Here is a 25236-nt window from a genome sequence, read left to right on the forward strand (position 1 = left end):
TGCGCAGCAGCCCCAAAATCTCAGCCCTTACCCTTGGTCCGAGTCTGATTAGGCCCGCCATTCTTCTCGAGATGCTCGATGATCATGGCGGCCACGTTCTTGCCGGTGGTCACTTCAATCCCCTCCAGCCCCGGCGACGAGTTCACCTCCATCACCAGCGGCCCGTGGTTGGAGCGCAGGATATCCACACCCGCCACACTCAAGCCCATCACCTTGGCCGCGCGTATGGCGGTCATGCGTTCTTCCGGGGTGATCTTGATCAGGCTGGCCACCCCACCTCGGTGCAGGTTGGAGCGGAATTCCCCCGGCTTGGCCTGGCGCTTCATCGACGCGATGACCTTGTCGCCGACCACGAAGCAGCGGATATCCGCGCCACCCGCTTCCTTGATGTATTCCTGCACCATGATGTTCTGCTTCAACCCCATGAACGCCTCGATCACCGATTCGGCGGCCTTGGTGGTTTCGCACAGCACCACGCCGATGCCCTGTGTGCCTTCCAGCACCTTGATCACCAGCGGGGCGCCGTTGACCATCTGGATCAGGTCGGGGATGTCGTCCGGCGAGTGGGCGAAGCCGGTAATCGGCAGGCCGATGCCGCGCCGCGACAGCAATTGCAGTGAACGCAGCTTGTCGCGGGAGCGGGCTATCGCTACCGACTCGTTGAGCGGATACACACCCATCATCTCGAACTGGCGCAGCACTGCGCAGCCATAGAAGGTCACCGATGCACCGATGCGCGGGATCACCGCATCGAAGCCTTCCAGCGGCTTGCCGCGGTAGTGGATCTGCGGTTTGTGGCTGGCAATGTTCATGTAGGCCCGCAGGGTGTCGATCACCACCATTTCGTGGCCCCGCTGGGTACCGGCTTCGACCAGGCGGCGGGTGGAATACAGACGCGGATTGCGCGACAGCACAGCGATCTTCATGCAGCACCTGTGGCAGTAGAAAGGGTGGCCGGGAAGGCCGGTTTGTCTTGTACGTATTTGAGGCCAGGGTTGACCACCAGCTGACCATGGATCAGGGCCTTGGAACCCAGCAACAGGCGATAACGCATGTTCTTGCGGCAGGCCAGGGTGAACTCCACTTCCCACACACCGTCGCCCAGGGCCAGTGACGTGCGGATGACATAGCGGGTCTGGGCCTGGCCGTTGGAGCTCTTGATGGTTTTCATGGTCACCAGCGGTGCCTCGCAGCGGCGGTGGCGCAACTGCACCACCGAGCCAAGATGTGCGGTAAAGCGGACCCAGGGCTGGCCGTCGCGCTCGAACGGTTCCACTTCGGTGGCGTGCAGGCTGGAGGTGCTGGCACCGGTGTCGATCTTGGCGCGCAGCCCGGCCACTCCAAGGTCGGGCAGGGCGACCCACTCGCGCAGGCCGATCACAGTCAAATGGTCAAATGTCTTCACGAAACGCACCCTGCGGATGAGGTGGTGAACTGTAAGCACGGCGGGGATTTTTTGCATCCGATCGTTACGGTAGTACAGTTCGATGAAACACAGCGTTCGAGGTAACGGGATGGCACAAAAAGCCGAAGACGACGACAAGGTCCGCCTGGACAAATGGCTGTGGGCGGCACGCTTCTACAAGACTCGCGCGCTGGCCAAGGCTGCGATCGAGAGCGGCAAGGTGCATTGCCGGGGTGAGCGCTGCAAGCCGGGCAAGGAGCCGCGGGTGGGTGACGAGTTCGTGCTGCGCACCGGATTCGACGAGCGCACCGTGGTGGTGAAGGCTCTGTCGGTGGTGCGGCGTGGGGCGCCAGAGGCGCAGACGTTGTACGAAGAGACCGAGGACAGCGTGCGCCGGCGTGAACAGGCGGCGGAACTGCGCAAGGCCGGGGCGATGGGCGTGACCACCGATGGGCGGCCGACCAAGAAGCAGCGGCGGCAGATTCACCAGTTGCATGGGAGCTTCGAATAGCCGGGGCCGTTTTGCGGCCCATCGCCGGCAAGCCAGCTCCCACAGGTACTGCGCAAGCCCTGAAACTTGTGCAATCCCTGTGGGAGCTGGCTTGCCGGCGATGAGGCCACGGCAGCCAGCACAAGGCCTGAGGCCTGCGCCCCCCTGTAGGAGCGGCCTTGTGCCGCGATGGGCTACGCAGTAGCCCCAAGGATCTAGCGGGTCACCGCCAAGCGCCCGACCAACGGTAACTTGGCCGCTATCGCGAACAACGGCGCCGTCCAGCGCAGCAGCACTGCACTCCCCTTGGCCGCCAGCGGCGTATAGCAGCTCCAGCCCAACGCCAGCACCGCCATCAGCAGCCCGCCGATGTAGTCATCCTGCCCCCAGTGGGCACCGGCCACCAGACGCGGCAACATGAACAATACCGCCAGCCCCCAGACCACCAGGTACTGCACCAGGCGGCGGCTGAACACGCTCATGAACAGCGCCCAGACCAGCAGTACCGAGGCATGATCCCCCGGGAAACTCTTGCTGGAACGGTCCTTGAGCTCCCAGGCCGCCTCCAGGTTCGGATAGTAGTCGCTGAGGTGCACCACCTCGTCGAACATCATCGACGGGCTCTTGTGCTGCCAGCCGGCTGCATCCACCCACTTGGAAAACAGCGCGCGAATCACCACTAAGAGGATTAGCGTGACCAGGAAGCCGAAAAAGGCCTGGCGCACCTGGGTTGCCTTGAACACCCAGTCACCACGGATAAGCACTGCCAGAAGGATCAGGCCGACGACGATGTCGAATGGGCGCAGGCTACCGACGGTCCAGATGTAGCGCCAGGTGGTGTTGTCGGCCAGCGGCGCATTCAGGCTGTGGAACAGCCACTCGTCGAAAGTCAGGCACAAGATCTGGCCAATGGGCCATAACCAGAAACACAGTAGAGCGATAGGAAGCAGCGTACAGGCTGCCAATGGCCCCCAGGACCACCTTGCTTGGAACAGTGGTCGATTGTCCATAAAATACCTCTATTGCAAACAGGAATCGGAGCGCCTTGTGAGCGCTCTGTCACGGGGTTCTCGCATGTTTTCCGACAACCCTTGTAACCATTTTGTCATCATTTTTCAGATAGCCAAAACCTATGAGCGACTTGCCTGATACCGATTTCACCCAACGTTTCATCTTCGACGAGCGCGATGTGCGCGGCGAGTGGGTGTCTCTCGATGACAGCTACGCCGCGGTGCTGGCGCGTCATGAGTACCCGCAGCCGGTGCAGGCACTGCTGGGCGAGCTGATGGCCGCCACCGCCTTGCTGGTGGGGGCGCTGAAGTTCGACGGCCTGCTGATTCTGCAGGCGCGTTCCGCAGGGCCGATCCCGCTGTTGATGGTCGAATGTTCGGGTGACCGGGACATCCGTGGCATGGCCCGTTACGAAGCGGACCAGATCCCGGCGGATGCTACCCTGTCGCAGCTGATGCCCGACGGCCACCTGACCCTGACCATCGATCCCGTCAAGGGCCAGCGCTACCAGGGCACCGTCGACCTCGACGGCGCCACCCTGTCGGAGTGCTTCACCAACTACTTCGTCCAGTCGCAACAGCTCAACACGCGCTTCTGGCTCAACGCCGAAGGCGGCAAGGCCCGTGGTCTGCTGCTGCAGCAACTGCCGCGCGATCGCCAGCCGGACGATGAAGAGCGTGAAGAAAGCTGGCAGCACGTTGTGGCATTGGCCACCACGCTCAAGGCCGATGAGTGGGCGCTGGACAACGAAACCCTGCTGCACCGCCTGTACCACGAAGATGCCGTGCGCCTGTTCGATATCCAGCCGTTGCGCTTCAACTGCAGCTGCTCTCGCGAACGTTCCGGCAATGCGCTGGTCAGTTTGGGCGAGCACGATGCCAAGGCGCTGGTGGAAGAATGCGGCGGGCAGGTGGAGATCGATTGCCAGTTCTGCAACGAGCGCTATTTCTTCGACGCCAGCGATGTGGCGCAACTGTTTGCCGGTGGCGGCACTGACGTAGCCTCAGAAACTCGTCACTGAAACGTTTAACTACAGGACAATCTCCTGTCGAATTGCGCAAAAGCGCAGTTCTGACAGGAGGGGCCTACTTTTTTTGGGCGTTTCTGGCATAATCCGGCCACTTTTTTCGCTGTAGTAGTTTTTTCAAGACAACTACAAAACGTTTGGAGCACTCGGCCTCGGGCCGGATGGGGTATCTCATGACGCAAGCCAACAACACCGTGTACACCGACCTGAGCGTCGATGAGCTGGTAAAAGAAGCGCTGCAACGCGGTGAAGGCGTACTAGCCGATACTGGCGCACTGGTCGTGGAGACCGGTCACCGTACTGGCCGTTCGCCGGCTGACCGTTTCATCGTCGAAGAGCCTTCCACCCAGGACGCCATTGCCTGGGGCCCGATCAACCGCAAGTTCCCGGCCGACAAGTTCGATGCCCTGTGGGACCGCGTCGAGGCGTTCAACAACGCCCAGGATCACTTCGTTTCCTACGTTCACGTAGGGGCGGCCGCCGAGCACTACCTGCCGGTGAAGATGACCACCCAGACTGCCTGGCAGAACCTGTTCGGTCGTTGCCTGTTCATCAACCCGGAGCAGTACAACCCGGCTGGCCGTGGCGAGTGGCAGGTCCTCAACGTCGCCAACTTCGTGTGCGAGCCTGAGCGTGACGGCACCAACTCCGATGGTTGCGTGATCATCAACTTCGCCCAGAAGAAGGTGCTGATCGCTGGCATGCGCTACGCCGGCGAAATGAAGAAAGCCATGTTCTCGGTGCAGAACTTCCTGCTGCCGGCTGCCGACGTGCTGCCGATGCACTGCGCCGCCAACATCGGCGAAGCAGGCGATGTGACCTTGTTCTTCGGCCTGTCCGGCACCGGCAAGACCACCCTGTCGGCCGACGAAAGCCGTTACCTGATCGGTGACGACGAGCACGGCTGGGGCGAGGGCGTGGTCTTCAACATCGAAGGCGGCTGCTACGCCAAGTGCATCGACTTGTCCGAGAAGAACGAGCCGGTCATCTGGAAAGCCATCAAGCATGGCGCCGTGTTGGAAAACGTCGTCCTCGACGCCAACAAGCACGCCGACTACACCGATGTCAGCCTGACCCAGAACAGCCGTGCGGCCTACCCGCTGGAGCACGTTGCCAAGCGTTCCGCAGCGAACCTGGGCGGCGAGCCGAACGCAGTCATCTTCCTGACCTGCGACCTGACTGGTGTTCTGCCTCCGGTTTCGATCCTGAACAACGAGCAGGCTGCCTACCACTTCCTGTCCGGCTACACCGCGCTGGTCGGTTCCACCGAAATGGGTTCGGGCAGCGGCATCAAGTCGACTTTCTCCACCTGCTTCGGCGCCCCGTTCTTCCCGCGCCCGGCTGGCGAGTACGCCGAGCTGCTGATCAAGCGTATCAAGGGCTTCGACTCGAAGGTCTACCTGGTCAACACCGGCTGGACCGGCGGTGGCTACGGCGTTGGCAAGCGCTTCAGCATCCCGACCACACGTGCCGTGATCGCTGCGATCCAGAGCGGCGCGCTGATCGGTGCCGAAACCGAGCACCTGGACATCATCAACCTGGACGTGCCTAAGGCCGTTCCGGGCGTTGATACCGAGCTGCTCAACCCGCGCACCAACTGGGCTGACAAGGCTGCCTACGACGAGGCCGCCAAAGGCCTGGCCAAGCTGTTCATCGAAAACTTCAAGAAGTTCGAAGTTTCCGACGCCATCAAGGCCGCTGGCCCGCAGCTGTAAGCTGCACCCGCCCGCAACGAGAAAGCCGCCCCTTGGGGCGGCTTTTTTGTTTTCTGATTCCCGGCGAGTGCAGTCTCTTGTAGGAGCGTGACCCGCGAAGAGGCCGGCACAAGCAGCGGAAATCCGGTTTTTCTGTTTCACTGTCAGCATTCATTGCGAAGACAAGAGCCAGCCAGATGACCGAATCCCCTCAGCGCACTGCCTTCTCCCACTTCCACCCCATCCTCACTCGCCCCCAGGACAATGACCTGAATGGCCACGTCGCCGGTGCCACCGTGCATGGCTTTTTCGAAACCGCCATCCAAGCGTTCCTCGTCGAACAGGCCGAACTGGACCTGCGTGACGGCGAGCTGGCGGCCTTCGTGGTCAGTTCGGCGGCGGATTTCTACGCGCTGCCAGGGTTCCCGGATGTACTGGAAGTGGGGCTGGGGGTGACGCGCCTGGCGGGCAGCACGGTGGAGTACCGCCTGGCCCTGTTCCGCCCAGGGGAGCCGGAGGCGTGTGCGGCAGGCACGGTGGTGCAGGTGTTCATCGAACGCGCCAGTGGCCGGCCAGTGGCATTGCCAGAGACGCTGCAGGTGATCCTGTCTGGTGTAGTGCTGGAACAGCAGACATAAAAAAGCCCCGCTGGCAGGGGCGGGGCTTTTGTTGCCGGGGCAGGGCCCTCAGGCGTTAGTCGCGCCAGTGGCGCTTGTGCTTGCGATGGCCGTAATGATGGCCGCGGTCCCAGTGGCGGCGGTCGTCGTCATAACCACGACGGTAACGGCGGCCATCGTGGTAATCGTCTCTGTCGGCCTCTTTACCAAGGTAGTTACCCAGTGCGCCACCGGCACCACCGCCGGCTGCTGCGCCAATGTAGCTACCGGTAGTGCCGCCCACGGAGCGGCCGACCACGTTACCGCCTGCTGCGCCCAGCGCGCCGCCGATTGCGGCTTCCCCACGCTGACGCTTGTCGGCACCCAGGGCACCGCCAGCCGCGCCGCCCAGGCCGGCACCAATGGCGCCGCCGGTGCTACCACCGATGGAGTTGCCCACCACGGAGCCCAGTACCCCACCCAATGCGCCGCCAATGCCGGCCTCGGTGGTGCCGCCTGCCATGGCAACGCCGCTGAGCAAGCTGAAAGACAACAACAGTATCGAGGAGTACTTCTTCATCAAGAGAGCCTCATTAGGATGACGGGGCGATTTTTGAGCCTTACAGGCGCGGCTGGCAACGGAAATCCGACGAGTAACACGAGTTGTACACAATTCTCTAACTTACTGTATTTACTGTGAAACTTTATCGTTTTTTCGCTGTCTGAGACCTTTATGACGAAGCCCTGAACCGCTATGGAACAGGGCTTTTTTGATTTTTGCGCAGGGGCTTCCGGCCTCTTCGCGGGTAAACCCGCTCCCACAGGGATATCACCGCTCTCGGTCCTTGAGTTGCCTCTGTGGGAGCGGGTTTACCCGCGAAGAGGCCAACACCGTTCCTACAGGATGCGCCCGTCGTCCCGCGCCCGCTCCAGTTTGATGGCAATGAACTTCGACGTCGGCGTATGGCTGCCATCGCCAATGCTCTCCAGCGGCACCAGCGGGTTCACCTCCGGGTAGTACGCCGCCGCCTGCCCGGCCGGGATGTCGAAGGCCAGCAGGGTGAAGCCGTGCACACGGCGCACATGCTCATCCCCCCACAACGACACGATGTCGACCTGCTGCCCCGGCTGGAAGCCCAGGCGGATGATGTCGGCTTCGTTGGCGAACAGCACCTCGCGCTGGCCACGCACGCCACGGTAGCGGTCGTCCAGGCCGTAGATGGTGGTGTTGTACTGATCGTGCGAGCGCATTGACTGCATGATCAGGTCTGGCACCTGGCCGCTGGCCCGTACACGCTCGTCGAGCAGCGTGTCGGGCAGCAGGTTGGCCTTGAAGTTCGCGCGGCCGGTGCTGGTATTCCATTCGCGGCTGGCGGCGCTGTTGCCCAGGTAGAAACCGCCCGGCTCGCGCAGGCGCTGGTTGAAGCCGCTGAAGCCGGCGATGGTGTCGCCGATCAGCTCGCGGATACGGTCGTAGTCAGCCACCAGCCAGTGCCAGTCCACGGGCTTCTTGCCCAGGGTGGCGGCGGCGATACCGGCGATGACCGCCGGCTCCGAGCGCATCTGCGTTGACAGCGGCTTCAGCTGGCCATTGGAGGCGTGGACCATGCTGAACGAGTCCTCTACCGTTACCGCCTGTGGCCCTTCTGCCTGCAGGTCGATGTCAGTGCGCCCCAGGCACGGCAGGATCAGTGCCTGCTTGCCGTGCACCAGGTGGCTGCGGTTGAGCTTGGTGCTGATGTGCACGGTCAGCTCGCAGTTGCGCAGTGCCTGGGCGGTGCGCTCGGTGTCCGGCGTTGCCTGGGCGAAGTTGCCGCCCAGGCCGATGAATACCTTGGCCCGGCCGTCGAGCATGGCATGGATCGCCTCGACGGTGTTGTGGCCGTTGTGCCGGGGCACGGGGAAGCCGAAGCGCTGCTCGATGGCGTCCAGCAGGGCCACCGGCGGGCGCTCGTTGATGCCCATGGTGCGGTCACCCTGCACGTTGCTGTGGCCACGCACCGGGCACAGTCCTGCGCCTGGCACGCCGATATTGCCGCGCAGCATCTGCAGGTTGACGATTTCCTGGATGGTCGGCACCGAGTGGCGGTGCTGGGTAATGCCCATCGCCCAGCACATGATCACCCGCTTGCCACGGCAGTACATGCGCGCGGCCAGTTCGATGTCGGCCAGCGCCAGGCCGGACTGGGTCTGGATGTGCTCCCACGGGGTGGCATCCACTACCGCCAGGTAGTCGTCGACGCCATGGCCATGTTCGGCGATGAAGGCGTGGTCGAAGACTGCCGGTTCGCCGTTGGCCTGGGCTTCGCGTTCCCATTGCAGGACGAACTTGGCCATGCCGCGCAGCAGCGCCATGTCGCCGCCCAAGGCCGGGCGGAAGAATGCGGTGTTGGTCGGCCGGTCGCTGTTGGTCAGCATCTCCAGCGGGTTCTGCGGGTGCTGGAAGCGCTCCAGGCCACGCTCCTTGAGCGGGTTGATGCACACCACCTGGGCACCGCGCTTTACCGCATCGCGCAGCGGGTCGAGCATGCGCGGGTGGTTGGTACCGGGGTTCTGGCCCCAGACGAAAATCGCGTCGGCGTGCTCGAAGTCGTCGAAGGTGACGGTGCCCTTGCCGACCCCGACGCTTTGCCCCAGGGCCACGCCGCTGGCCTCGTGGCACATGTTCGAGCAGTCGGGGAAGTTGTTGGTGCCGTAGGCCCGCACGAACAGCTGGTACAGGTACGCTGCTTCGTTGCTGGCGCGCCCCGAAGTGTAGAACTCGGCCTGGTCAGGGCTGGCCAGCTTGTTCAACTCGCGAGCGATCAGGGTGAAGGCGGCTTCCCAGCTGATCGGCCGGTAGCGGTCGCTGGACGCGTCATAGACCATCGGCTCGGTCAGGCGCCCCTGGTACTCCAGCCAGTAGTCGCTCTGCTGCAGCAGCGAAGTGACGCTGTAGCGGGCGAAAAAGGCGGCATCGACGCGGCGCTTGGTCGCCTCCCAGTTCACTGCCTTGGCACCGTTCTCGCAGAACTTGACCATGCCGCTTTCCGGCGAGTCGCCCCAGGCACAGCCGGGGCAATCGAAGCCGCCGTTCTGGTTGGTCTTGAGCAGCGCGCGAATGTTCTTCAGCGCGTTATCGCTGCCAACCCAGGCCTTGGCCACGCTGCGCAGCGCGCCCCAGCCACCGGCGGGGCCGTGGTAGGGCTTGTAACGAGGTGGAGAGGCTGGGGCGTTGTCCGGGAGGTGTTGGTACGAGGTCACGACTGTTACGACTCCGCCGCTGGGCTGTAGACCCGCGGTGCGCTGTGCTTGGGCAGATGGATAAGGTTGAGGTTGTGCTTGCGCGCCCATTGCAGGGCAAGGCCGGTGGGCGCCGACAGGCTGACCAGGGTCTGGATACCGGCCCGCAGCACCTTCTGGATCAGCTCCAGGCTGCAGCGGCTGGTGACGATGGCCAGGCCACCCTGGCTGTCGATGTCTTGGCGCAGCAAGGCGCCGATCAGCTTGTCGAGGGCGTTGTGCCGGCCGATGTCTTCGCGGCCGAGCAGCAGTTCGCCGTGGCGGTCCATGAACAGCGCCGCATGCACCGCGCCGCAGTGTTGGCCGAGGGGCTGGAAGGCATCGATGCGCTCACGCAGGCCGACCAACCATTGCGCGGGTGGCAAAGGTGCGCCAGGCAGCTTGGCCAGCTCTGGCAGTGCCTGCTCCAGCGCTTCGACCCCGCACAGGCCGCAACCACTGGTGCCGGCCAACTGGCGGCGTTGGTTTTTCAGGTTCCAGAACGCACGGCTGGAAATCTCCAGGTCGGCGTACATTGCCGAGCCGCTGCCGGAGAGTTTCAGGTCGTAGATTTCCGTTGTGCCTTCGACTATGCCGCTGCCGACACTGAAGCCGACGGCGAAGTCTTCCAGGTCGGTGGGGCTGACCAGCATCACCGCCTGGTTCAGGCCGTTGTAGGCAATGGCCAGGGCCACTTCTTCGGCCAGGGGCGTGCTGTCGCGTCTGGCATCGTTGAGCTGGACGTAATCGTAGGTGTTGCTGGCGGCGGGCATGGTCAAGGGCGATGAGGCCGCGCAGACCGGAGGCTTGCTGTTCATCGGAGCTGACTGTTCATCGGGCTATCGGCAACTTTCAGATAGCACAAGCCTAGGCGTGCGGGCTGGCGGCGTCTAATCGCTAGGGTCTATGCCTTGATAGACCGCGTCGATTGGTCGCATGGGGCGCCAGGGGAAAAGCTGGCCTAGACTGCTGTGTCCGAGGTTTCGTCAACAAGGAGAGCGTTATGAGCTTGTTCAGTTTCGTCAAGGAAGCGGGCGAGAAGTTGATCGACCTGCTGACCCCCGGCAATGCCAATGCCGAAGAGCAACTGAAGAAACACGTGGAAAGTGTCGGCCTGGGCAACCCGAATATCACGGCCACTGTAGAGGGAGACACGATCATCCTCAAGGGTGAGGTGGCCAGCCAGGAGGAGAAGGAGAAGATCATCCTGGCGGCGGGTAACGTCGCAGGCGTTGCCAGTGTGGATGACCAGATCACCGTGACCGGACCGGTGGCCAAGGCCGCGCGGTTCGTGACGGTGGAAAAGGGTGATACGTTGAGCGCCATTTCGAAGAAGGTGTATGGCGACCCCAACAAGTACCAGAAGATCTTCGAGGCCAATAAACCGATGCTCAAGCACCCGGACAAGATCTATCCGGGGCAGGTGTTGCGTATTCCTGACTGATCTCTGCAGCCTGTACCGGCCCTATCGCCGGCAAGCCAGCTCCCACAGGATTACCACAGGCCTGAGGGCCTGCGAGGTACATGTGGGAGCTGGCTTGCCGGCGAAAGGGCCCTCACAGGCCTACCAATAATTCCCGGTAATCCTCCACCGCCGCAAACTCCTCGGTATCCCGCGGCCCTGCCTGGCTATCCGGCTGGCGCACCGCCAGCAGATGCCCCACGCCAAACCGTCGCGCACTGCGCAGAATCGCCAGGGTGTCATCGATAAAAAGGCAGCGCTCCGGTTCAAAGCCGATGTCCGCCTGCAACGCGTCCCAGAACTGCGGGCTTTCCTTCGGGTAGCCGTAGTCATGCGAGCTGATCAGCCGTTCGAAGTACGGCGCCAGCTCCACCCGCTCCAGCTTCAGTGACAGCGAATCCCGGTGCGCATTGGTGATCATCACCACGCGCTTGCCCGCGTCGCGGATCGCGGCAAGGAAAGTATCGGCATCCGGGCGCAGGGCGATCAGGTCGGCGATTTCCTGTTTCAGCTCACGGATCGGCAGCCGCAATTCGCGGCTCCAGAAGTCCAGGCAATACCAGTTAAGCGTGCCGGCATTGCGTTCGAACAGCGGCTGCAGTTCCATTTCCGCCATGGCACGGCTCACCCCGTGCAGCTCGGCATAGCGCTGGGGCAGGTGGTCCAGCCAGAAGCGGTTGTCGTAATGCAGGTCGAGCAGGGTGCCATCCATGTCCAGCAGGACGGTATCGATGGCGGACCAGGGAAGAACAGGCATGGGAAACTCTCGATCAGTCGGCAAGCCACGGTATAGTAACCCGTTCACGCCAAGGAGCCGCCCCATGCGCCAGAAACCCACCGTCCTCAGCCGCGAAATCGTCGCCAGCAGCCGCCTGTTTCGCGTCGAAGCCGTGCAATTGCGCTTCAGCAATGGCAACGAGCGTACCTACGAGCGCCTGGTGGGCCGGGGTAATGGTTACGGCGCGGTGATGATCGTGGCCATGCTCGATGCCGAGCACGCGGTGCTGGTAGAGGAATACTGCGGCGGCACCGACGAATACGAGCTGTCGTTGCCCAAAGGCCTGATCGAGCCGGGCGAGGACGTGCTGGCGGCAGCCGACCGGGAGCTCAAGGAAGAGGCCGGTTTTGGCGCGCGCCAGCTGGAGCACCTGACCGAGCTGTCGCTGTCGCCGGGCTACATGAGCCAGAAGATCCAGGTGGTGCTGGCCAGCGACCTGTACGAGGAGCGCCTGGAGGGCGATGAGCCGGAGCCGATGCGGGTCGACAAGGTTAACCTGCGCGAACTCTCGGCCCTGGCCATGCACCCACAGTTCACCGAGGGGCGTGCCTTGGCGGCGTTGTATCTGGCGCGTGACCTACTGATTCAGCGGGGGCTGCTGGAAGCATGAACGACCTGCAATTGATGCACGAAGTGGTCAAGCTGGCCCTTGCGGCGGGCGAAGCGATCTTGCCGTTCTGGCGCGCCGATGTGGCCGTGACCAACAAGGCCGACGATTCGCCGGTCACCGCCGCCGACCTGGCGGCGCACCGGGTGATTGCCGATGGCCTGCTGGCGCTGGCGCCGCAGATCCCGGTGCTGTCTGAAGAGGATTGCAACATTCCGCTGGCCGAGCGTCAGGGTTGGAGCCGCTGGTGGCTGGTCGACCCGCTGGACGGCACCAAGGAATTCATCGCCGGCAGCGAGGAGTTCACGGTCAACATCGCCCTGGTCGAAAACGGCGAGGTGGTGTTCGGCGTGGTATCCATGCCGACCAACGGGCGCTGCTACTTCGGTGGGCGTGGGTTGGGCGCCTGGCGTGCGGAAGCGGGTGAGGCTCCGCAGCCGATCCAGGTTCGCGACGCGCCGCCGGCAGGTGGGCGTTTCACCGTGGTTGCCAGCCGTCGCCATTCCAGCCCGGAACAGGAAGCGCTGTTGGCCGGGTTGGGGGCGGCGGTGGGTGAACTGGAGCTGGCCAATATCGGCAGTTCGTTGAAATTCTGCCTGTTGGCCGAGGGTAGCGCTGATTGCTATCCCCGCCTGGCACCGACCTCGCAGTGGGATACCGCGGCGGCGCAGGGCGTGGTGGAAGGGGCCGGTGGCCAGGTAATCGGGTTGGACGGCTTGCCGTTCCGGTACCCGGCGCGTGAGTTGTTGCTCAACCCGCATTTCCTGGCGTTGCCGGCAAATGCTGCTTGGCGCGAAGCCTTCCTGAGCCTGATCTGACGGGTATCATCACACTCTGTTGGAGCTCAGGACTTCAGCTTCGCCGCCTATATCGCCGGGGCCGCTTTGCGGCCCATCGCCGGCAAGCCAGCTCCCACAAGTACTGCGCAGACCTTCAGCATGGCGCTGCACCTGTGGGAGCTGGCTTGCCGGCGATGGGCTGCGCAGCAGACCCAACAGCACTAACTGACTGGCATCAGTACTTGCCCGCGGTCAGCGGTGCAGCACGTATTGGCCGCTGAAGGTAACAGCAGGCTCGTCACTACCGGCATTGCTCACCGTGGTCTCCAGCGTCAACCGTGCCCGCCCGCGCCGCTGGTACATGGTCAGGAACCGCTCCCAGGTCTTCTCATCCGGCGGCGCACAGCGCGCCACCGCCGCCCCGGTAACCGGCAGCGGATAACTGATCTGCCCTTCCTGGATGACGATATGCCCGTCATCGATACCCGACTCGCGCAGGCGCAGGTGCAGCCAGCCCCAACCCACCAGCACCGCGGCGCAGTACAGGCTGCCGCCGAACATGGTGCTCTTGTGGTTGACGTTGGCCGCCAGCGGCAATTGCAGGCGCAGGGTGTGCTGCTGCCAATCGAGCACTTCCAGGCCCATCTCGCGGGTCAGGGGGATGTCGCCGTGCAGGACGGTCTGCAGGTACTGGCTATCGGTGTTCATTAACGGTTGTCCTCTTGATCGTCATGTCCGCCGCTACCGCCATCAAAGCTCAAGCCATGCTTGCGCAGCTTGTCGTGCAAGGTTTTGCGGGGGATGCCCAGCGCCTCGGCCAGGCTGCGCATGGAGCTGTGTGGCTGGGCCAGTTCGGCAGCGATCAGCGAGCGCTCGAACTGCTCGACCTGTTCGCTGAGGTTGCCGCTCGGCATCGGTACCGAAGGCATTGCCGCCGGCGGCGCCTGACCGTCCAGAGCCAGTTCCAGGCCAAGGGCGAAACGCTCGGCGGCGTTCTGCAGCTCGCGTACGTTACCGGGCCAGTCGTGACGCAGCAGCATGGCGCGCTGGGCCGGCTGCAGGGCGTGTGGCGGCAGACCATGGCGCTCGCTGGCGGCGTCGGCGAAGTGCTGGAAAAGCACCAGGATGTCATCGCCGCGTTCGCGCAGCGGTGGAATACGCAGCGGCGCCACGTTCAGGCGGTAATACAAATCGGCGCGGAACCGCCCTTGGTCAGCGGACTGGCGCAGGTCCTCCTTGGTCGCGGCGATGATGCGGATGTCCAGCGGGATCAGCTGGTTGCCACCCAAGCGCTCGACCACCCGTTCCTGAAGCATGCGCAGCAGTTTCACCTGCACATCCAGGCTCATGCTCTCGATTTCGTCGAGGAACAGTGTGCCGCCGTTGGCGAACTCGAACTTGCCGATGCGGCGTTTCTGCGCGCCGGTGAACGCCCCGGGCTCATGGCCGAACAGCTCGCTTTCGACCACCGACTCGGCCAGTGCGCCGGCATTGATCGCCACGAACGGCCCGTCGCGGCGGCTGGACAGGTCGTGCAGGGCGCGGGCCACCACCTCTTTGCCGGCACCGGTCTCACCCAGGATCAGCACATCGGCGCGGGTGCCGGCCAGGGCGCCGATCTGCTCGCGCAGGCGCTGCATGGACGGCGACTGGCCCACCAGGCGGGTGGCCAATTGCTGACGGTCGCTCAGGGCCAGGCGCAAGCTGCGGTTGTCCAGCACCAGGCGGCGCAGGGCCAGGGCGCGGCGCACGCTGTCCAGCAGGGCGTCGCTGGCAAAGGGTTTTTCCAGGAAGTCATAAGCCCCGGCGCGCATTGCCTGCACCGCCAGCGGCACATCACCGTGGCCGGTGATCAGCAATACCGGCAGCTCGTTGTCACGGCCGTGCAGTTGTTCCAGCAGCTGCAGGCCATCGATACCCGGCATGCGGATGTCGCTGACCACCACCCCGGGCCAGTCGGCCTCGATGCGTTCGGCCAGGCCCTGGGCGTCGGCCAGGGCGACCACCTTGAGCCCGGCCAGGTCCAGGGTCTGGCTCAGGGCCTGGCGCAAGTGCGGGTCATCATCGACCAGGATGACCTGGGCTCGGCTGTCGATCAGTGTCTCGGTGGTCATGCCGAGGGGTCCTCCGAATTGGGCAAAGTAGCGCCAGGCGCGGCCACACGCAGCTGCAGGGTCAGTAGTGCGCCACCTTCCGGGTGGTTGGCCAGCAGCAGTTCACCGCCCAGGGCACGCATCAGGCTTTCGCAGATGGCCAGGCCCAGGCCCAGGCCCTGGGTGCGGGTCTTGGTGGTGAAGAACGGCTCCTTGGCGTGCTCCAGGGCCTGGCGGCTGAAGCCGGGGCCGTTGTCGCGAATGTACAGGTAGACGCAGTCATCGCGCTGTTCGGCACTTAGCCACAGGCGGCGCGGGTTGGCTTTTTCGGTCAGGGCGTCGAGGGCATTGGCCAGCAGGTTGCCGAGCACCTGGCGCAGGCGGGTCTCGCCGGCCTGTACCCACAAGGTGGCTTCCGGCAGGTCGCGGATCAGTTCCACGGCCATTGCCCGGCGGCGCTTGGCCAGCAGCGCCAGGGCGTCGTCCAGGGCCGGCTGCAGGGCCACGCTCTCCGGGGCATGGCGGTCACGGCGGGCGAAGGCGCGCAGGTGGGCGATGATCGAGGCCATGCGCCCGGTCAGCTCGCCAATCAGCTTGAGGTTGCCGCGGGCTTCTTCGGTTCGCTGGTGGTCGAGCAGGATCTCGGCGTTTTCCGCGTAGCTGCGGATGGCGGCCAGCGGCTGGTTGAGTTCGTGACTGATGCTGGCCGACATGGTGCCGAGCACCGACAGCTTGCCGGCCTGTACCAGTTCGTCCTGGGCGCGCACGGCCTCCTGTTGGGCGTTCTCACGCTCCAGTACGGCGCTCTTGAGCCGGGTGTTCAGGCCTTCAAGGTCGGCGGTGCGCTCGGCCACGCGTTTTTCCAGTTCCTGGCGGCCGCGTGCCTCGAAGTCGATGCGGTCGATGTAGTGACGGCGCCGCTGCATCACCAGGCCAGCCAGCAGTATCAGCACCAGCAGGGTGCCAGCGCCGATGGCCATGACGGTTTGCACCGAACGGTCGACCAGCATGCGCGGAGCGAGGATGCTGACCTGCCAACCGGTTTCCTTGATGTCGCGGGTCTGGCTGATCCAGGCGTCCGGGTTGAGTACCAGCGGTTGCGGGGCTTGGGTCGGGTAGGGCTGGATGGCGATGATGGCCTGGCGCTCGGCCTCGGTCAGCGCACGGGTCGCGCGGAAGCGCCAGTCGGGCCGCGAGGTCAGGATGACCACGCCATTGTGGTCGGTCAGCAACAGCTGCTCGGGGGTGCGGCCCCACAAGGTTTCGGTGTGGTCGAGGTCGACCTTGACCACCAGTACGCCAACGATGCGTTCACGGTCTCGCACGGCGGCGGCGAAGAAGTAACCGCGCTTGGCCGATGTGGTGCCCTGGCCAAAGAAGCGCCCCAGGCGGCCGGCCATGGCTTCGTTGAAATACGGGCGGAAGGCGAAGTTGCGGCCGACGAAGCTGTCACGCTTGTCCCAGTTGGAGGCGGCCAGGGTGTTGCCGCTGACGTCCATCAGGTACATCACCTCGGCGCCGGTCTGCTGGACGATGTCCTTGAGCAGGCGGTTGGCATTGGTCACCGCTTCCAGGCGGAACGGGTCGGCCAGCACCCCGCGCAGCGCCGGCAGGTCGCCGAGTATCTGCGGCAGGGTTTCATAGCGGTGCAGGGTACCGAGCAGGTTGGCGACATACAGGTCGAGGGTCTGGCGGTTCTGCGAGGCCAGTTCTTCCTGGTAGTAACGTTCGGCCAGGTGATGCAGGGGCCACAATAACGGGACCAGGCACACGGCCAACAGGGCCAGGCTGCGCCAGCGGGGACGGCGTGGGGGCGTGGGTTTTGCAATCATCACGTAAATGCGCCAGAAAAGTCTGCCGCAATTATGCGCTAGTTAAGGTAGCAGTTCCGCCTCTGCCAGCGGCAGGCCGAGCTTGTCCTTGTCCGACAGCACCGGTGGCTGCTGCAGCCCCCAGTCGATGGCCAGCGTCGGGTCATCCCAGCGGATGCAGCGGTCGGCACCCGGGTTGTAGTAGTCGGTGGTCTTGTAGAGGAACTCGGCCGACTCGCTCATCACCGCAAAGCCGTGGGCAAAGCCTGGTGGAATCCATAACTGGCGATGATTGTCGGCCGACAGCTGCACCGCGACCCATTGGCCGAAGGTTGGCGAGCTCTTGCGCACGTCCACGGCAATATCACGGATTTCCCCCTGCACCACGCGCACCAGCTTGCCTTGGGTGTTTTCCACCTGGTAGTGCAGGCCACGCAGCACACCCTTGATGGAGCGCGAGTGGTTGTCCTGGACGAACTCGGCCTTCACGCCGGTTTGCCGGGCGAACTCGCGGGCGTTGAATGCCTCGAAGAAAAAACCACGGCTGTCACCGAAAACCTTCGGCTCGATGATCAGTACTTCAGGGATCGCGGTAGGGATGATGTTCATGGCGGTTCGCTGGCCCGTTCTGCTCATGTATTGACCCTAGCCGGTCTGGCCGTTTTTTCCGCCTCGGGCTTCAACGGCATTCACAAGGGCTGGCTATGGTAGATGTCGTGCCGTTTCGCTCCTCGGCCAAGGTTGGGGTTGTATCGATTCTTATCGATTTAATTTCCTTGATCGCTCATGATTTTCCCGATTATCGGGCTTCAAATATCGATATATATCGGTTATAAATTGACAAACGCCCCAGCACAGTCCGGCTCAGGGCCATCACAGAGGTCAATCATGAAAACCCTCAACTCCACTCCCCGTGCCGATGGTTTCCACATGCCCGCCGAGTGGGCCCCGCAAACCCAGGTGTGGATGGTCTGGCCGGAGCGCCCGGACAACTGGCGCCTGGGCGGCAAGCCGGCGCAGGCTGCCCATGTGACCCTGGCCAAGGCCATTGCCCGCTTCGAGCCGGTAACCGTCGCGGTTTCCGCTGGCCAGTACGAGAATGCCCGCCGCCAGCTCGACCAGCCGAACATTCGCGTGGTCGAGATCAGCAATGACGATGCCTGGGTGCGTGACACCGGTCCGACCTTCGTCATCAACGACCAGGGTGAAGTGCGTGGTGTGGACTGGGGCTTCAATGCCTGGGGCGGCTTCGACGGCGGCCTGTACGCACCGTGGAACCGTGACGAGGAGCTGGCGGCCAAGGTCCTGGAAATGGAGCGCTGCCAGCGCTACCACACCGAAGGCTTCGTGCTCGAGGGCGGCTCGATCCACGTGGACGGCGAAGGCACGGTGATTACTACCGAAGAATGCCTGCTCAATCGCAACCGCAACCCGCACCTGAACCGCGAGCAGATCGAAGCGGTGCTGCGCGATCATCTGGCGGTGGACACCGTGGTCTGGTTGCCGGATGGCCTGTACAACGACGAGACCGATGGCCATGTCGACAACTTCTGCTGTTACGTGCGCCCGGGCGAAGTGTTACTGGCCTGGACCGATGATTCCAACGACCCCAACTATGCACGCTGCCATGCCGCCATGGAGGTGCTGAAGAACACCCGCGATGCCAAGGGCCGCGAGTTCATCGTGCACAAAATGCCGATCCCGGGCCCGCTGTTCGCTACTGCCGAAGAGTGCGCCGGGGTCGATCAGGTGGCAGGCAGCCAGGAGCGTGACCCATCGGTGCGCCTGGCCGGCTCGTACGTGAACTTCCTGATCGTCAACGGCGGCATCATTGCGCCTAGCTTCGACGACCCGGCAGATGCCGAGGCCAGAGCGATCCTGGCGAAGATTTTCCCCGACCACGAGGTGGTGATGATCCCTGGTCGTGAGCTGCTGTTGGGCGGTGGCAACATCCACTGCCTGACACAGCAGCAGCCGGCGCCGTTCAAGCGTTGAGCGCACGGTGAATGAAGAGGCCCGTCACATGACGGGCTTTTTTGTTTCCAGGGGCCGTCCGCAGGCCTGTACTGGCATATGTTTTGTATTGTTTTTCAGACAGATAGCTCGGCCATGCTGAGCTCTCGAATCTGTAACAATCCTTACGTAGATTAGCCGCTCACGGGCCAGGGAGTACGTGTAGAAATGAATGCAGCAAGTGAGTCGGCTTTGCGCCCATCGGCAGTGAATCACCAATCGCTCAGACTTGTGGCGAAGTGGTTGAAACACCATGGAAGCATCAGGGTCAGGACGACCGACCCACGACGTCTGCTTGCCGGACGATACCCCCAAGGGCTGATCAGCGAAGCAGAAATGCAGGCGCTGATGGCGGTGTGGCACTGATCGATTGCTTCAACCTGTGCTGGCCCCTTCGCGGCTAAAGCCGCTCCCACAGGTACCCCACTGGGCTCGATACATGTGGGGTCCCTGTGGGAGGGCTTTAGCCGCGAAGGGGCCGGCACAGGCAATAAAGATCAGAATCTGTAGCTGCCAGTCACCACCAGGCTACGCGGGTCACCCACCTGGATCTGCGCCGCACTGGTTGCCGAGCTGTAATAGGTCTTGTCGGCGATATTGCTCAGCGCCGCCCGCACATCCCAGTCATGCGTGCGGTACCCCGCCAGTGCATCCCAGCGGCCATACCCCGGCAGCACCGTGGTGTTCTGGTTGTCCGCATAACGCTCGCCTACCAACGTCAGGCCGGTTTCGGCGTACCAGCCCAGTTCCGGTTTCCAGGTCACGAACAGGCTGCCGTTGCGCTTGGCCACGTCATTGATACGGTTGCCTTCCTGGCCGTTGTTGTCCTTGACGATGGTCGCGTCCTGCAGGCCGATGCCACCGCGCACGTACCAGTTGCCAACGATGTTGCCGGTGGCGGTCAGCTCGATACCGCGCGAACGCTGCATGCCGCTGAGCAAGATGTTTTCCGGGACAAGCGGGTCGCGGGTGCGGCGGTTGTACAGCTCCAGCTCGTAGATGGCCAGGGTGGTGGTCAGGCGCTGGTCGAGCCAGTCGCTCTTCACGCCGATTTCCTTCTGACGGGTTTCTTCCGGCTTGGCGTCGTTACCGTTGCCTTTTGCGCCTGGGGTGATGCCGATCAGCCCGCCGCCAACCGGCGAGAAGGTCTTGCTCCACGAGGCGTAGAACGAATGGTCGCGCCACGGTGTATAGACCACACCCAAGCGTGGGCTGGTGCTGTTGCTGTCCTGTGTTTCGCGCACGCCATCCTTGTTGGTGGTCTGCACGTCGAACTGGTCGAAGCGTACACCGGCAAGAACCTGCCACTGATCGTTCAGGCGGATCTGGTCTTGCAGATAAAGGCCGCGGCTATCGACCACGGTATGGTTGTCACTAAACAACGTCATTGGGCCATTGAGCTGCTGGTTGCGGCCGGGCTTGCCCAGGCCCTGGAGTTTCTGGTCGACCGCTTTGTACAGCACCGGGTCGCGCTTCTGGTTGCCGAACTCCAGGCCCAGCAACAGCTTGTGCTCCAGGCCCAAGGTGTCGAAGTCGCCCTCGGCCTCCAGGGTGTTGAACAGGTTTCTGGTGTTCAGGTCCTGCTGCCAGCGCTGGCGGGTCAAGGTGTCGGTGCTGGCGTCGTAGCCCGTGACGTAGGTGTTGTCGAACTCACTGTCGAGCTTGAACAGGCCAAGGGTATGGCGCAACTGCCAGGTTTCGTTCAGCTGATAGTTCAGGCGCGAGCGCAGCGACTGGGCGCGGTCGTCGATATAGTCGCGCTGTGTGTCGCCATAAGTGGTGCTGCGGCCGACATCGGCCGGGCGGCCGTTGACCCCGGGGATGCCTCGGTCCGGGGTGCGGTTGTAGCGGCTGTATTCGTATTGCACCAGCCAGTTCAGGTCGGGGGTGACCTGCCAGCTGATCGACGGGGCGAACAGCTGGCGGTTGCCGTCGATGCCGTCGCGGAAGCTGTTGTTGTCCTGGTTGCCCATGTTCAGGCGCAGGCTGACGGTGTCGCTGGGGTCGGCACTGAGGTCGGCATACAGGCTGCGCAGGTCTTCGCTGCCTGCCTGCGCCTCGATGCTCGAACGGCGGCCGTGCTCCGGCGCCTTGCTCACCCGGTTGACGATACCGCCCTGGCTGCCACGGCCATAAAGCACCGCTGCCGGCCCCTTGAGCACTTCGACCCGCTCGATGTTATGCAGGTCGCGGATGTACTGGCTGTCGTCGCGAATGCCGTCCAGGTAGAAGTCGTTGCTGGCTTCGAAGCCGCGGATGCGCACGCTGTCGAAGCGGGTGTCGGCACCGCTGCTGACGTTGGGGATGCCTTCCAGCGCCTTGCCCAGGGTGTTGCTGCCGTAATCCAGCACGTTGACGGTCTTTACCGTGTCGATGGCCTGCGGCACATAGCGTACCGGCGTCGAGGTGCGGGTCGCGGTGCTTACCTCCTTGACTCGCGGGTTGTCCTCTTCGCGCTCACTGTCGGCGGTTACCGACAGTTCCGGCAGGGTGGTGGTGGCGGCACTGGCCAGGCTGGCGCCGAACAGCAGCGACAGGCCAAGCGTCAGGGGTGAAAGACGGCAGGGTACAAGCATGGGCACATCCGGATCGAGCAGGTGAAAAAGAGATGCGGATGGTAATGCTTGTTATTTGCTATTGCTTGAGTATTTGTAAAGGCTTGTCATTACATCTGTGTCAGTTTGTTACGGTCTCCACCGCGCCGCGTTTCCCTGTAGGAGCAGCCTTGTGCTGCGAAAGCCCTCGCAGGAAATTGTCCATTCGATCAAAAGGCTATTTCTCACACGAGATAAATTGTCCGCTGATAGCGCAAACCTGCATGGAAATGCACCAGGCAAGCGCGCGATTTTGGTTATATCAACCTGCATTTCACGACTTTTTGACATTTGTAATCGCACACGGCTAGGATTCGGCCAACGCCTGCTGGCCATGATCTTGGCCATGCTGCTGCCAGAGGCCGCCGTGTGATTACCGGCAGGCCTTCCAGTCTGGATCCGCATAGCGTCGAACCTACGAAGGGGCGTTGGTTCCTGGCGTCATATTGCAGAGCGTTTTTGATTAAGAAATAAGGAAAACAACATGTTGAAAACCAGGATCAGCCTGGTCGCCCTGGCGATGATCGCCGCGACCCAGGCACAGGCCAATGATCAGGCCGACAGCAAAGGCTTCATCGAGGACAGCCACGCCAACGTCCTGCTGCGTAACGCCTACATCAATCGTGACAAGAAGCACGGCACCGACGACCAGATCGAATGGGGCCAGGGCGTCATCGCCAACTTCTCCTCCGGCTTCACCCAGGGCACCGTCGGTGTCGGCGTCGATGCATTCGGCCTGTACGCCGTGCGTCTGGATGGCGGCAAGGGCCACAACGGTGGCGCCGGTGTCGACTTCTTCAAGCCTTCGGACTTCAAGGACGAGAACGGCAACGCCAACTCGCCGCACAACCTGGCCCGTGGTGGCGCTGCAGTGAAGTTCCGCATCTCCAACACCGTGCTCAAGTACGGTGACCAGATGCCGGCACTGCCAGTGCTGCAGTACGACGACGCCCGTCTGCTGCCAGAAAGCTTCACCGGTACCCTGATCACCTCCAAAGAGATCCAGGGCCTGGAACTGAACGCCGGCCGCTTCACCCAGGAAGCGCGCAAGAGCGCCGAGCGCCGTGACGGTGGTGGCCTGAAGTCGATCAACGTCCTCGGTGGTAGCTACAAGTTCACCGACAACTTCACCGCTTCGCTGTACACCGCCGACAACGAAGACGTGATGAAGAAGCACTACCTGGGTCTGAACTACGTCTTCCCGATTGCCAACGACCAGTCCCTGACCCTGGACTTCAACGGCTACAAGTCGGACATCGACAACAAGTTCGTCAAGAGCGCCAAACTCAACGGCGACTCCAACACCATCTGGAGCCTGGCAGCGACCTACGCGTTCGGTGCGCACTCGTTCACCATCGCCCACCAGCGCAGCACCGGCAGCACCGGCTACAACTACGGCTGGTACCAGAACGAGGGTGGCGTGGGTGACGGTGGTTCGACCATCTACCTGGCCAACTCGTACTGGTCCGACTTCAACGCCGAAGACGAGCGCTCCTGGCAGCTGGGCTACGGCCTGGACTTCGGTGCCTACGGCATTCCGGGCCTGACCTACAAGCTGGCCTACGTGGTGGGTGACAACATCAACACCCGCAACGTCGACAACCCGCAGGGCTTCGGTGAAGGTAAAGAGCGCGAGATCTTCAACCAGATCCGTTACGTGGTGCAGGATGGCCCGGCCAAGGACCTGTCGATCAAGCTGCGTAGCTCGTTCGTGCGGACCAACAACGCCGTGCAGCAGAACGGTTACAACGACGACGGCAACGAAGTCCGCGTATTCGTCGAGTACCCGATCAGCATCTTCTGATCCTGATCTGATGGCCTAGGGGCTGCTTTGCAGCCCATCGCGACACAAGGCCGCTCCCACACGATTCTGTAGGAGCGGCCTTGTGTCGCGAAAGGGCCGCAAAGCGGCCCCCGGCTTTCAAGCCGTCTCCACCACTTCCCTGCGCCGCACACCAACAACCTTCACCTCTCCCTCCCCAGTCTCCGGCGCAAAGCTGTCACTACGCGCCATCCGCCACATCCGCGCATAAAACTCGCTTTCAATCGAGCCACTGAGCAATTCGCCCGGCTTGAGGAACGTGTGCAGGTCCGAGAACAGCCCGATTTCGCTAGGGCTGATACGCCGCGCCAGGTGCTTGGGCTTGAGTTCCGAAGGGTGCTCCAGGCCCGCGGCAGCCAACATTTCGGCCAACGTATGCAGCGTGTTGCGGTGGAAGCTGGCCACCCGCTCGGCCTTGTCCGGCACCACCAGGGCGCGCTGGCGCAGCGGGTCTTGCGTGGCCACGCCGGTCGGGCATTTGTTGGTATGGCAGCTCTGCGACTGGATGCAGCCAATGGCGAACATGAAGCCGCGCGCGGAGTTGACCCAGTCCGCCCCGATGGCCAGCACGCTGGCGATGTCGAAGGCGCTGACGATCTTGCCCGCCGCGCCAATGCGGATGCCGGCGCGCAGGTTCAGGCCGACCAGGGTGTTGTGCACGAACATCAGGCCCTCGCGCATCGGCACGCCCATGTTGTCGCTGAACTCGCGTGGCGCCGCACCGGTGCCGCCCTCCTTGCCATCGACGACGATGAAGTCTGGAGTGATGCCAGTGGCCAGCATGGCCTTGGCAATGCCCATGAACTCCCAAGGGTGGCCCAGGCAGAATTTGAACCCCACCGGCTTGCCGCCCGACAGCTCGCGCAGGCTGGCCACGAACTGCAGCAACTCGACTGGCGTGCGGAAGGCACTGTGCGCCGCTGGCGAGATGCAATCTTCGCCCACGCGCACGCCACGGGTTGCGGCAATTTCGGGGCTGACCTTGTGCCCCGGCAGGATGCCGCCGTGGCCCGGCTTGGCGCCCTGGCTGAGCTTGATCTCGATCATCTTCACCTGTGGCGAGCGCGCCTGCTCGGCGAATCGCTGTGGGTCGAAGCGGCCGTCCTCGGTGCGGCAGCCGAAGTAGCCACTGCCGATTTCCCAGATCAGGTCACCGCCATGTTCGCGGTGGTACGGGCTGATGCTGCCTTCGCCGGTGTCATGGGCAAAACGGCCCATGCGTGCACCGCGGTTCAGGGCAGCGATGGCGTTGGCGCTGAGGGCGCCGAAGCTCATGGCCGAGATGTTGAAGATAGATGCCGAATAGGGCAGGCGGCATTGCGGCCCGCCAATGGCGATGCGGAACGATGCCGGGTCTGGCGTGGCCACTGGCAGCATGGAATGGCTGATGAACTCGAAGCCGGGCTTGTAGGCATCGTTGAGGGTGCCGAAGGCCTTCTCGGCGCTTTCGTTCTTGGCCCGGGCGTAGACCAGCGAGCGCTGCGAGCGGGAGAACGGCAGCTTGTCGTCGTCGCCCTCGATCAGGTACTGGCGGATCTCCGGGCGGATGGTTTCGATCAGGTAGCGGATGTTGCCCAGGATCGGGTAGTTGCGGCGCACGGCGTGGTGGCTTTGCCGCAGGTCGTTCAGGCCGACCAGGCTGAGCAGCGCGGTGATCAGTGTCAACGGCCACAGCCAGGCATGCTGGGGTAGCAGCGGCAGGCTGGCGAAGGTGAACAGCAGGCAGAGGGCGAGGCAGGCGTAGCGGCTGGGTAGAGAGTGTTTCATGGGTCCATCGCAGGCAGGATGACCGG

23 protein-coding genes are annotated in these 25236 nt (G+C 63.2%); 10 read left to right on the forward strand and 13 right to left on the reverse strand.

Annotated features, from left to right (window positions below):
- Positions 1-20 precede the first annotated feature (20 nt).
- Both rimK and ACK56M_RS01525 read right to left on the reverse strand, forming a co-directional pair.
- Complete coding sequence (rimK, locus tag ACK56M_RS01520; RefSeq protein WP_013970455.1) at positions 21-926, reverse strand: 30S ribosomal protein S6--L-glutamate ligase; 906 nt, start codon at positions 924-926, stop codon at positions 21-23.
- Positions 923-1339 carry an ATP-dependent zinc protease gene (locus tag ACK56M_RS01525; RefSeq protein ID WP_230491514.1) on the reverse strand — a complete coding sequence of 139 codons (417 nt, stop codon included), beginning with the start codon at positions 1337-1339 and terminating at the stop codon, positions 923-925. Before ACK56M_RS01525 ends, rimK begins: the two co-directional genes overlap by 4 nt.
- Positions 1340-1514: 175 nt before the next feature.
- On the opposite strand from ACK56M_RS01525, the gene ACK56M_RS01530 reads away from it, so the two are divergent.
- Complete coding sequence (locus tag ACK56M_RS01530; protein ID WP_013970457.1) at positions 1515-1916, forward strand: RNA-binding S4 domain-containing protein; 402 nt, start codon at positions 1515-1517, stop codon at positions 1914-1916.
- A 194-nt stretch (positions 1917-2110) separates the two neighbouring features.
- Here the strand turns inward: ACK56M_RS01530 and ACK56M_RS01535 are convergent, their stop codons facing one another.
- A complete protein-coding gene (locus tag ACK56M_RS01535; RefSeq protein ID WP_015268603.1) occupies positions 2111-2905 on the reverse strand; it encodes a phosphatase PAP2 family protein in 795 nt (264 codons plus the stop codon).
- A gap of 122 nt (positions 2906-3027) precedes the next feature.
- On the opposite strand from ACK56M_RS01535, the gene hslO reads away from it, so the two are divergent.
- The 3 genes from hslO (at position 3028) to ACK56M_RS01550 (ending at position 6265) form a co-directional block, all read left to right on the forward strand.
- A complete protein-coding gene (gene hslO, locus ACK56M_RS01540) occupies positions 3028-3927 on the forward strand; it encodes an Hsp33 family molecular chaperone HslO (RefSeq protein ID WP_015268604.1) in 900 nt (299 codons plus the stop codon).
- A gap of 179 nt (positions 3928-4106) precedes the next feature.
- Complete coding sequence (locus tag ACK56M_RS01545; RefSeq protein WP_015268605.1) at positions 4107-5648, forward strand: phosphoenolpyruvate carboxykinase; 1542 nt, start codon at positions 4107-4109, stop codon at positions 5646-5648.
- A gap of 176 nt (positions 5649-5824) precedes the next feature.
- Complete coding sequence (locus tag ACK56M_RS01550) at positions 5825-6265, forward strand: acyl-CoA thioesterase (protein WP_411959228.1); 441 nt, start codon at positions 5825-5827, stop codon at positions 6263-6265.
- A 55-nt stretch (positions 6266-6320) separates the two neighbouring features.
- On the opposite strand, the gene ACK56M_RS01555 is transcribed toward ACK56M_RS01550, so the two are convergent.
- The 3 genes from ACK56M_RS01555 to fdhD all read right to left on the reverse strand — a co-directional run bounded on the left by ACK56M_RS01555 (position 6321) and on the right by fdhD (position 10302).
- The gene (locus ACK56M_RS01555) at positions 6321-6803 is read right to left on the reverse strand and encodes a glycine zipper domain-containing protein (RefSeq protein WP_015268607.1); all 483 of its coding nucleotides are present in this window, start codon (positions 6801-6803) and stop codon (positions 6321-6323) included.
- A 317-nt stretch (positions 6804-7120) separates the two neighbouring features.
- Positions 7121-9466 carry an FdhF/YdeP family oxidoreductase gene (locus ACK56M_RS01560; RefSeq protein WP_015268608.1) on the reverse strand — a complete coding sequence of 782 codons (2346 nt, stop codon included), beginning with the start codon at positions 9464-9466 and terminating at the stop codon, positions 7121-7123.
- 5 nt (positions 9467-9471) lie between these two features.
- The gene (fdhD, locus tag ACK56M_RS01565) at positions 9472-10302 is read right to left on the reverse strand and encodes a formate dehydrogenase accessory sulfurtransferase FdhD (RefSeq protein ID WP_015268609.1); all 831 of its coding nucleotides are present in this window, start codon (positions 10300-10302) and stop codon (positions 9472-9474) included.
- 185 nt (positions 10303-10487) lie between these two features.
- Between fdhD and lysM the strand changes: the two genes are divergently transcribed.
- On the forward strand, positions 10488-10928 hold the full coding sequence (gene lysM, locus ACK56M_RS01570; RefSeq protein WP_054573391.1) for a peptidoglycan-binding protein LysM: 441 nt from the start codon (positions 10488-10490) through the stop codon (positions 10926-10928).
- A 112-nt stretch (positions 10929-11040) separates the two neighbouring features.
- On the opposite strand, the gene yrfG is transcribed toward lysM, so the two are convergent.
- Positions 11041-11703, reverse strand: coding sequence for a GMP/IMP nucleotidase (gene yrfG, locus ACK56M_RS01575; RefSeq protein WP_054573392.1), 663 nt, complete (start codon positions 11701-11703; stop codon positions 11041-11043).
- A 64-nt stretch (positions 11704-11767) separates the two neighbouring features.
- Here yrfG and nudE point away from each other — a divergent pair, with 64 nt between their 5' ends.
- Together nudE and cysQ are read left to right on the forward strand one after the other, a co-directional pair.
- Entirely contained in the window at positions 11768-12334 is a 567-nt protein-coding gene (nudE, locus tag ACK56M_RS01580) for an ADP compounds hydrolase NudE (RefSeq protein ID WP_015268611.1), read from the forward strand.
- Positions 12331-13149, forward strand: a complete 819-nt coding sequence (gene cysQ / locus ACK56M_RS01585) for a 3'(2'),5'-bisphosphate nucleotidase CysQ (protein ID WP_054573393.1) — start codon at positions 12331-12333, stop codon at positions 13147-13149. The genes nudE and cysQ overlap by 4 nt, the downstream gene beginning before the upstream one ends.
- A 213-nt stretch (positions 13150-13362) precedes the next feature.
- On the opposite strand, the gene ACK56M_RS01590 is transcribed toward cysQ, so the two are convergent.
- From ACK56M_RS01590 to rfbC, 4 genes are read right to left on the reverse strand one after another with little or no spacing between them, the layout of a single operon-like run.
- A complete protein-coding gene (locus ACK56M_RS01590) occupies positions 13363-13818 on the reverse strand; it encodes a YiiD C-terminal domain-containing protein (protein ID WP_015268613.1) in 456 nt (151 codons plus the stop codon).
- Positions 13818-15224: a sigma-54-dependent transcriptional regulator gene (locus ACK56M_RS01595; RefSeq protein WP_015268614.1), complete on the reverse strand. Its 1407-nt coding sequence runs from the start codon at positions 15222-15224 to the stop codon at positions 13818-13820. Before ACK56M_RS01595 ends, ACK56M_RS01590 begins: the two co-directional genes overlap by 1 nt.
- Entirely contained in the window at positions 15221-17035 is a 1815-nt protein-coding gene (locus ACK56M_RS01600; protein ID WP_054573394.1) for a sensor histidine kinase, read from the reverse strand. Before ACK56M_RS01600 ends, ACK56M_RS01595 begins: the two co-directional genes overlap by 4 nt.
- Before the next feature lie 42 nt (positions 17036-17077).
- Positions 17078-17623: a dTDP-4-dehydrorhamnose 3,5-epimerase gene (gene rfbC, locus ACK56M_RS01605; RefSeq protein ID WP_015268616.1), complete on the reverse strand. Its 546-nt coding sequence runs from the start codon at positions 17621-17623 to the stop codon at positions 17078-17080.
- A 279-nt stretch (positions 17624-17902) separates the two neighbouring features.
- Between rfbC and aguA the strand changes: the two genes are divergently transcribed.
- Positions 17903-19009, forward strand: a complete 1107-nt coding sequence (gene aguA / locus ACK56M_RS01610) for an agmatine deiminase (RefSeq protein ID WP_054573395.1) — start codon at positions 17903-17905, stop codon at positions 19007-19009.
- A gap of 186 nt (positions 19010-19195) precedes the next feature.
- A complete protein-coding gene (locus ACK56M_RS01615; protein WP_080563721.1) occupies positions 19196-19393 on the forward strand; it encodes a hypothetical protein in 198 nt (65 codons plus the stop codon).
- A 131-nt stretch (positions 19394-19524) separates the two neighbouring features.
- On the opposite strand, the gene ACK56M_RS01620 is transcribed toward ACK56M_RS01615, so the two are convergent.
- The gene (locus ACK56M_RS01620; RefSeq protein ID WP_015268618.1) at positions 19525-21603 is read right to left on the reverse strand and encodes a TonB-dependent receptor; all 2079 of its coding nucleotides are present in this window, start codon (positions 21601-21603) and stop codon (positions 19525-19527) included.
- 502 nt (positions 21604-22105) lie between these two features.
- Between ACK56M_RS01620 and ACK56M_RS01625 the strand changes: the two genes are divergently transcribed.
- Positions 22106-23425 (forward strand): OprD family porin, encoded by a 1320-nt coding sequence (locus ACK56M_RS01625; RefSeq protein WP_015268619.1) that lies wholly within the window; start codon positions 22106-22108, stop codon positions 23423-23425.
- Positions 23426-23542: 117 nt separating this feature from the next.
- On the opposite strand, the gene ACK56M_RS01630 is transcribed toward ACK56M_RS01625, so the two are convergent.
- A complete protein-coding gene (locus ACK56M_RS01630) occupies positions 23543-25210 on the reverse strand; it encodes an FMN-binding glutamate synthase family protein (RefSeq protein ID WP_054573663.1) in 1668 nt (555 codons plus the stop codon).
- Positions 25211-25236: the final 26 nt, after the last annotated feature.

The sequence above is a fragment of the Pseudomonas sp. s4 genome (genome assembly GCF_046764235.1).
Lineage (GTDB): Bacteria > Pseudomonadota > Gammaproteobacteria > Pseudomonadales > Pseudomonadaceae > Aquipseudomonas > Aquipseudomonas asiatica.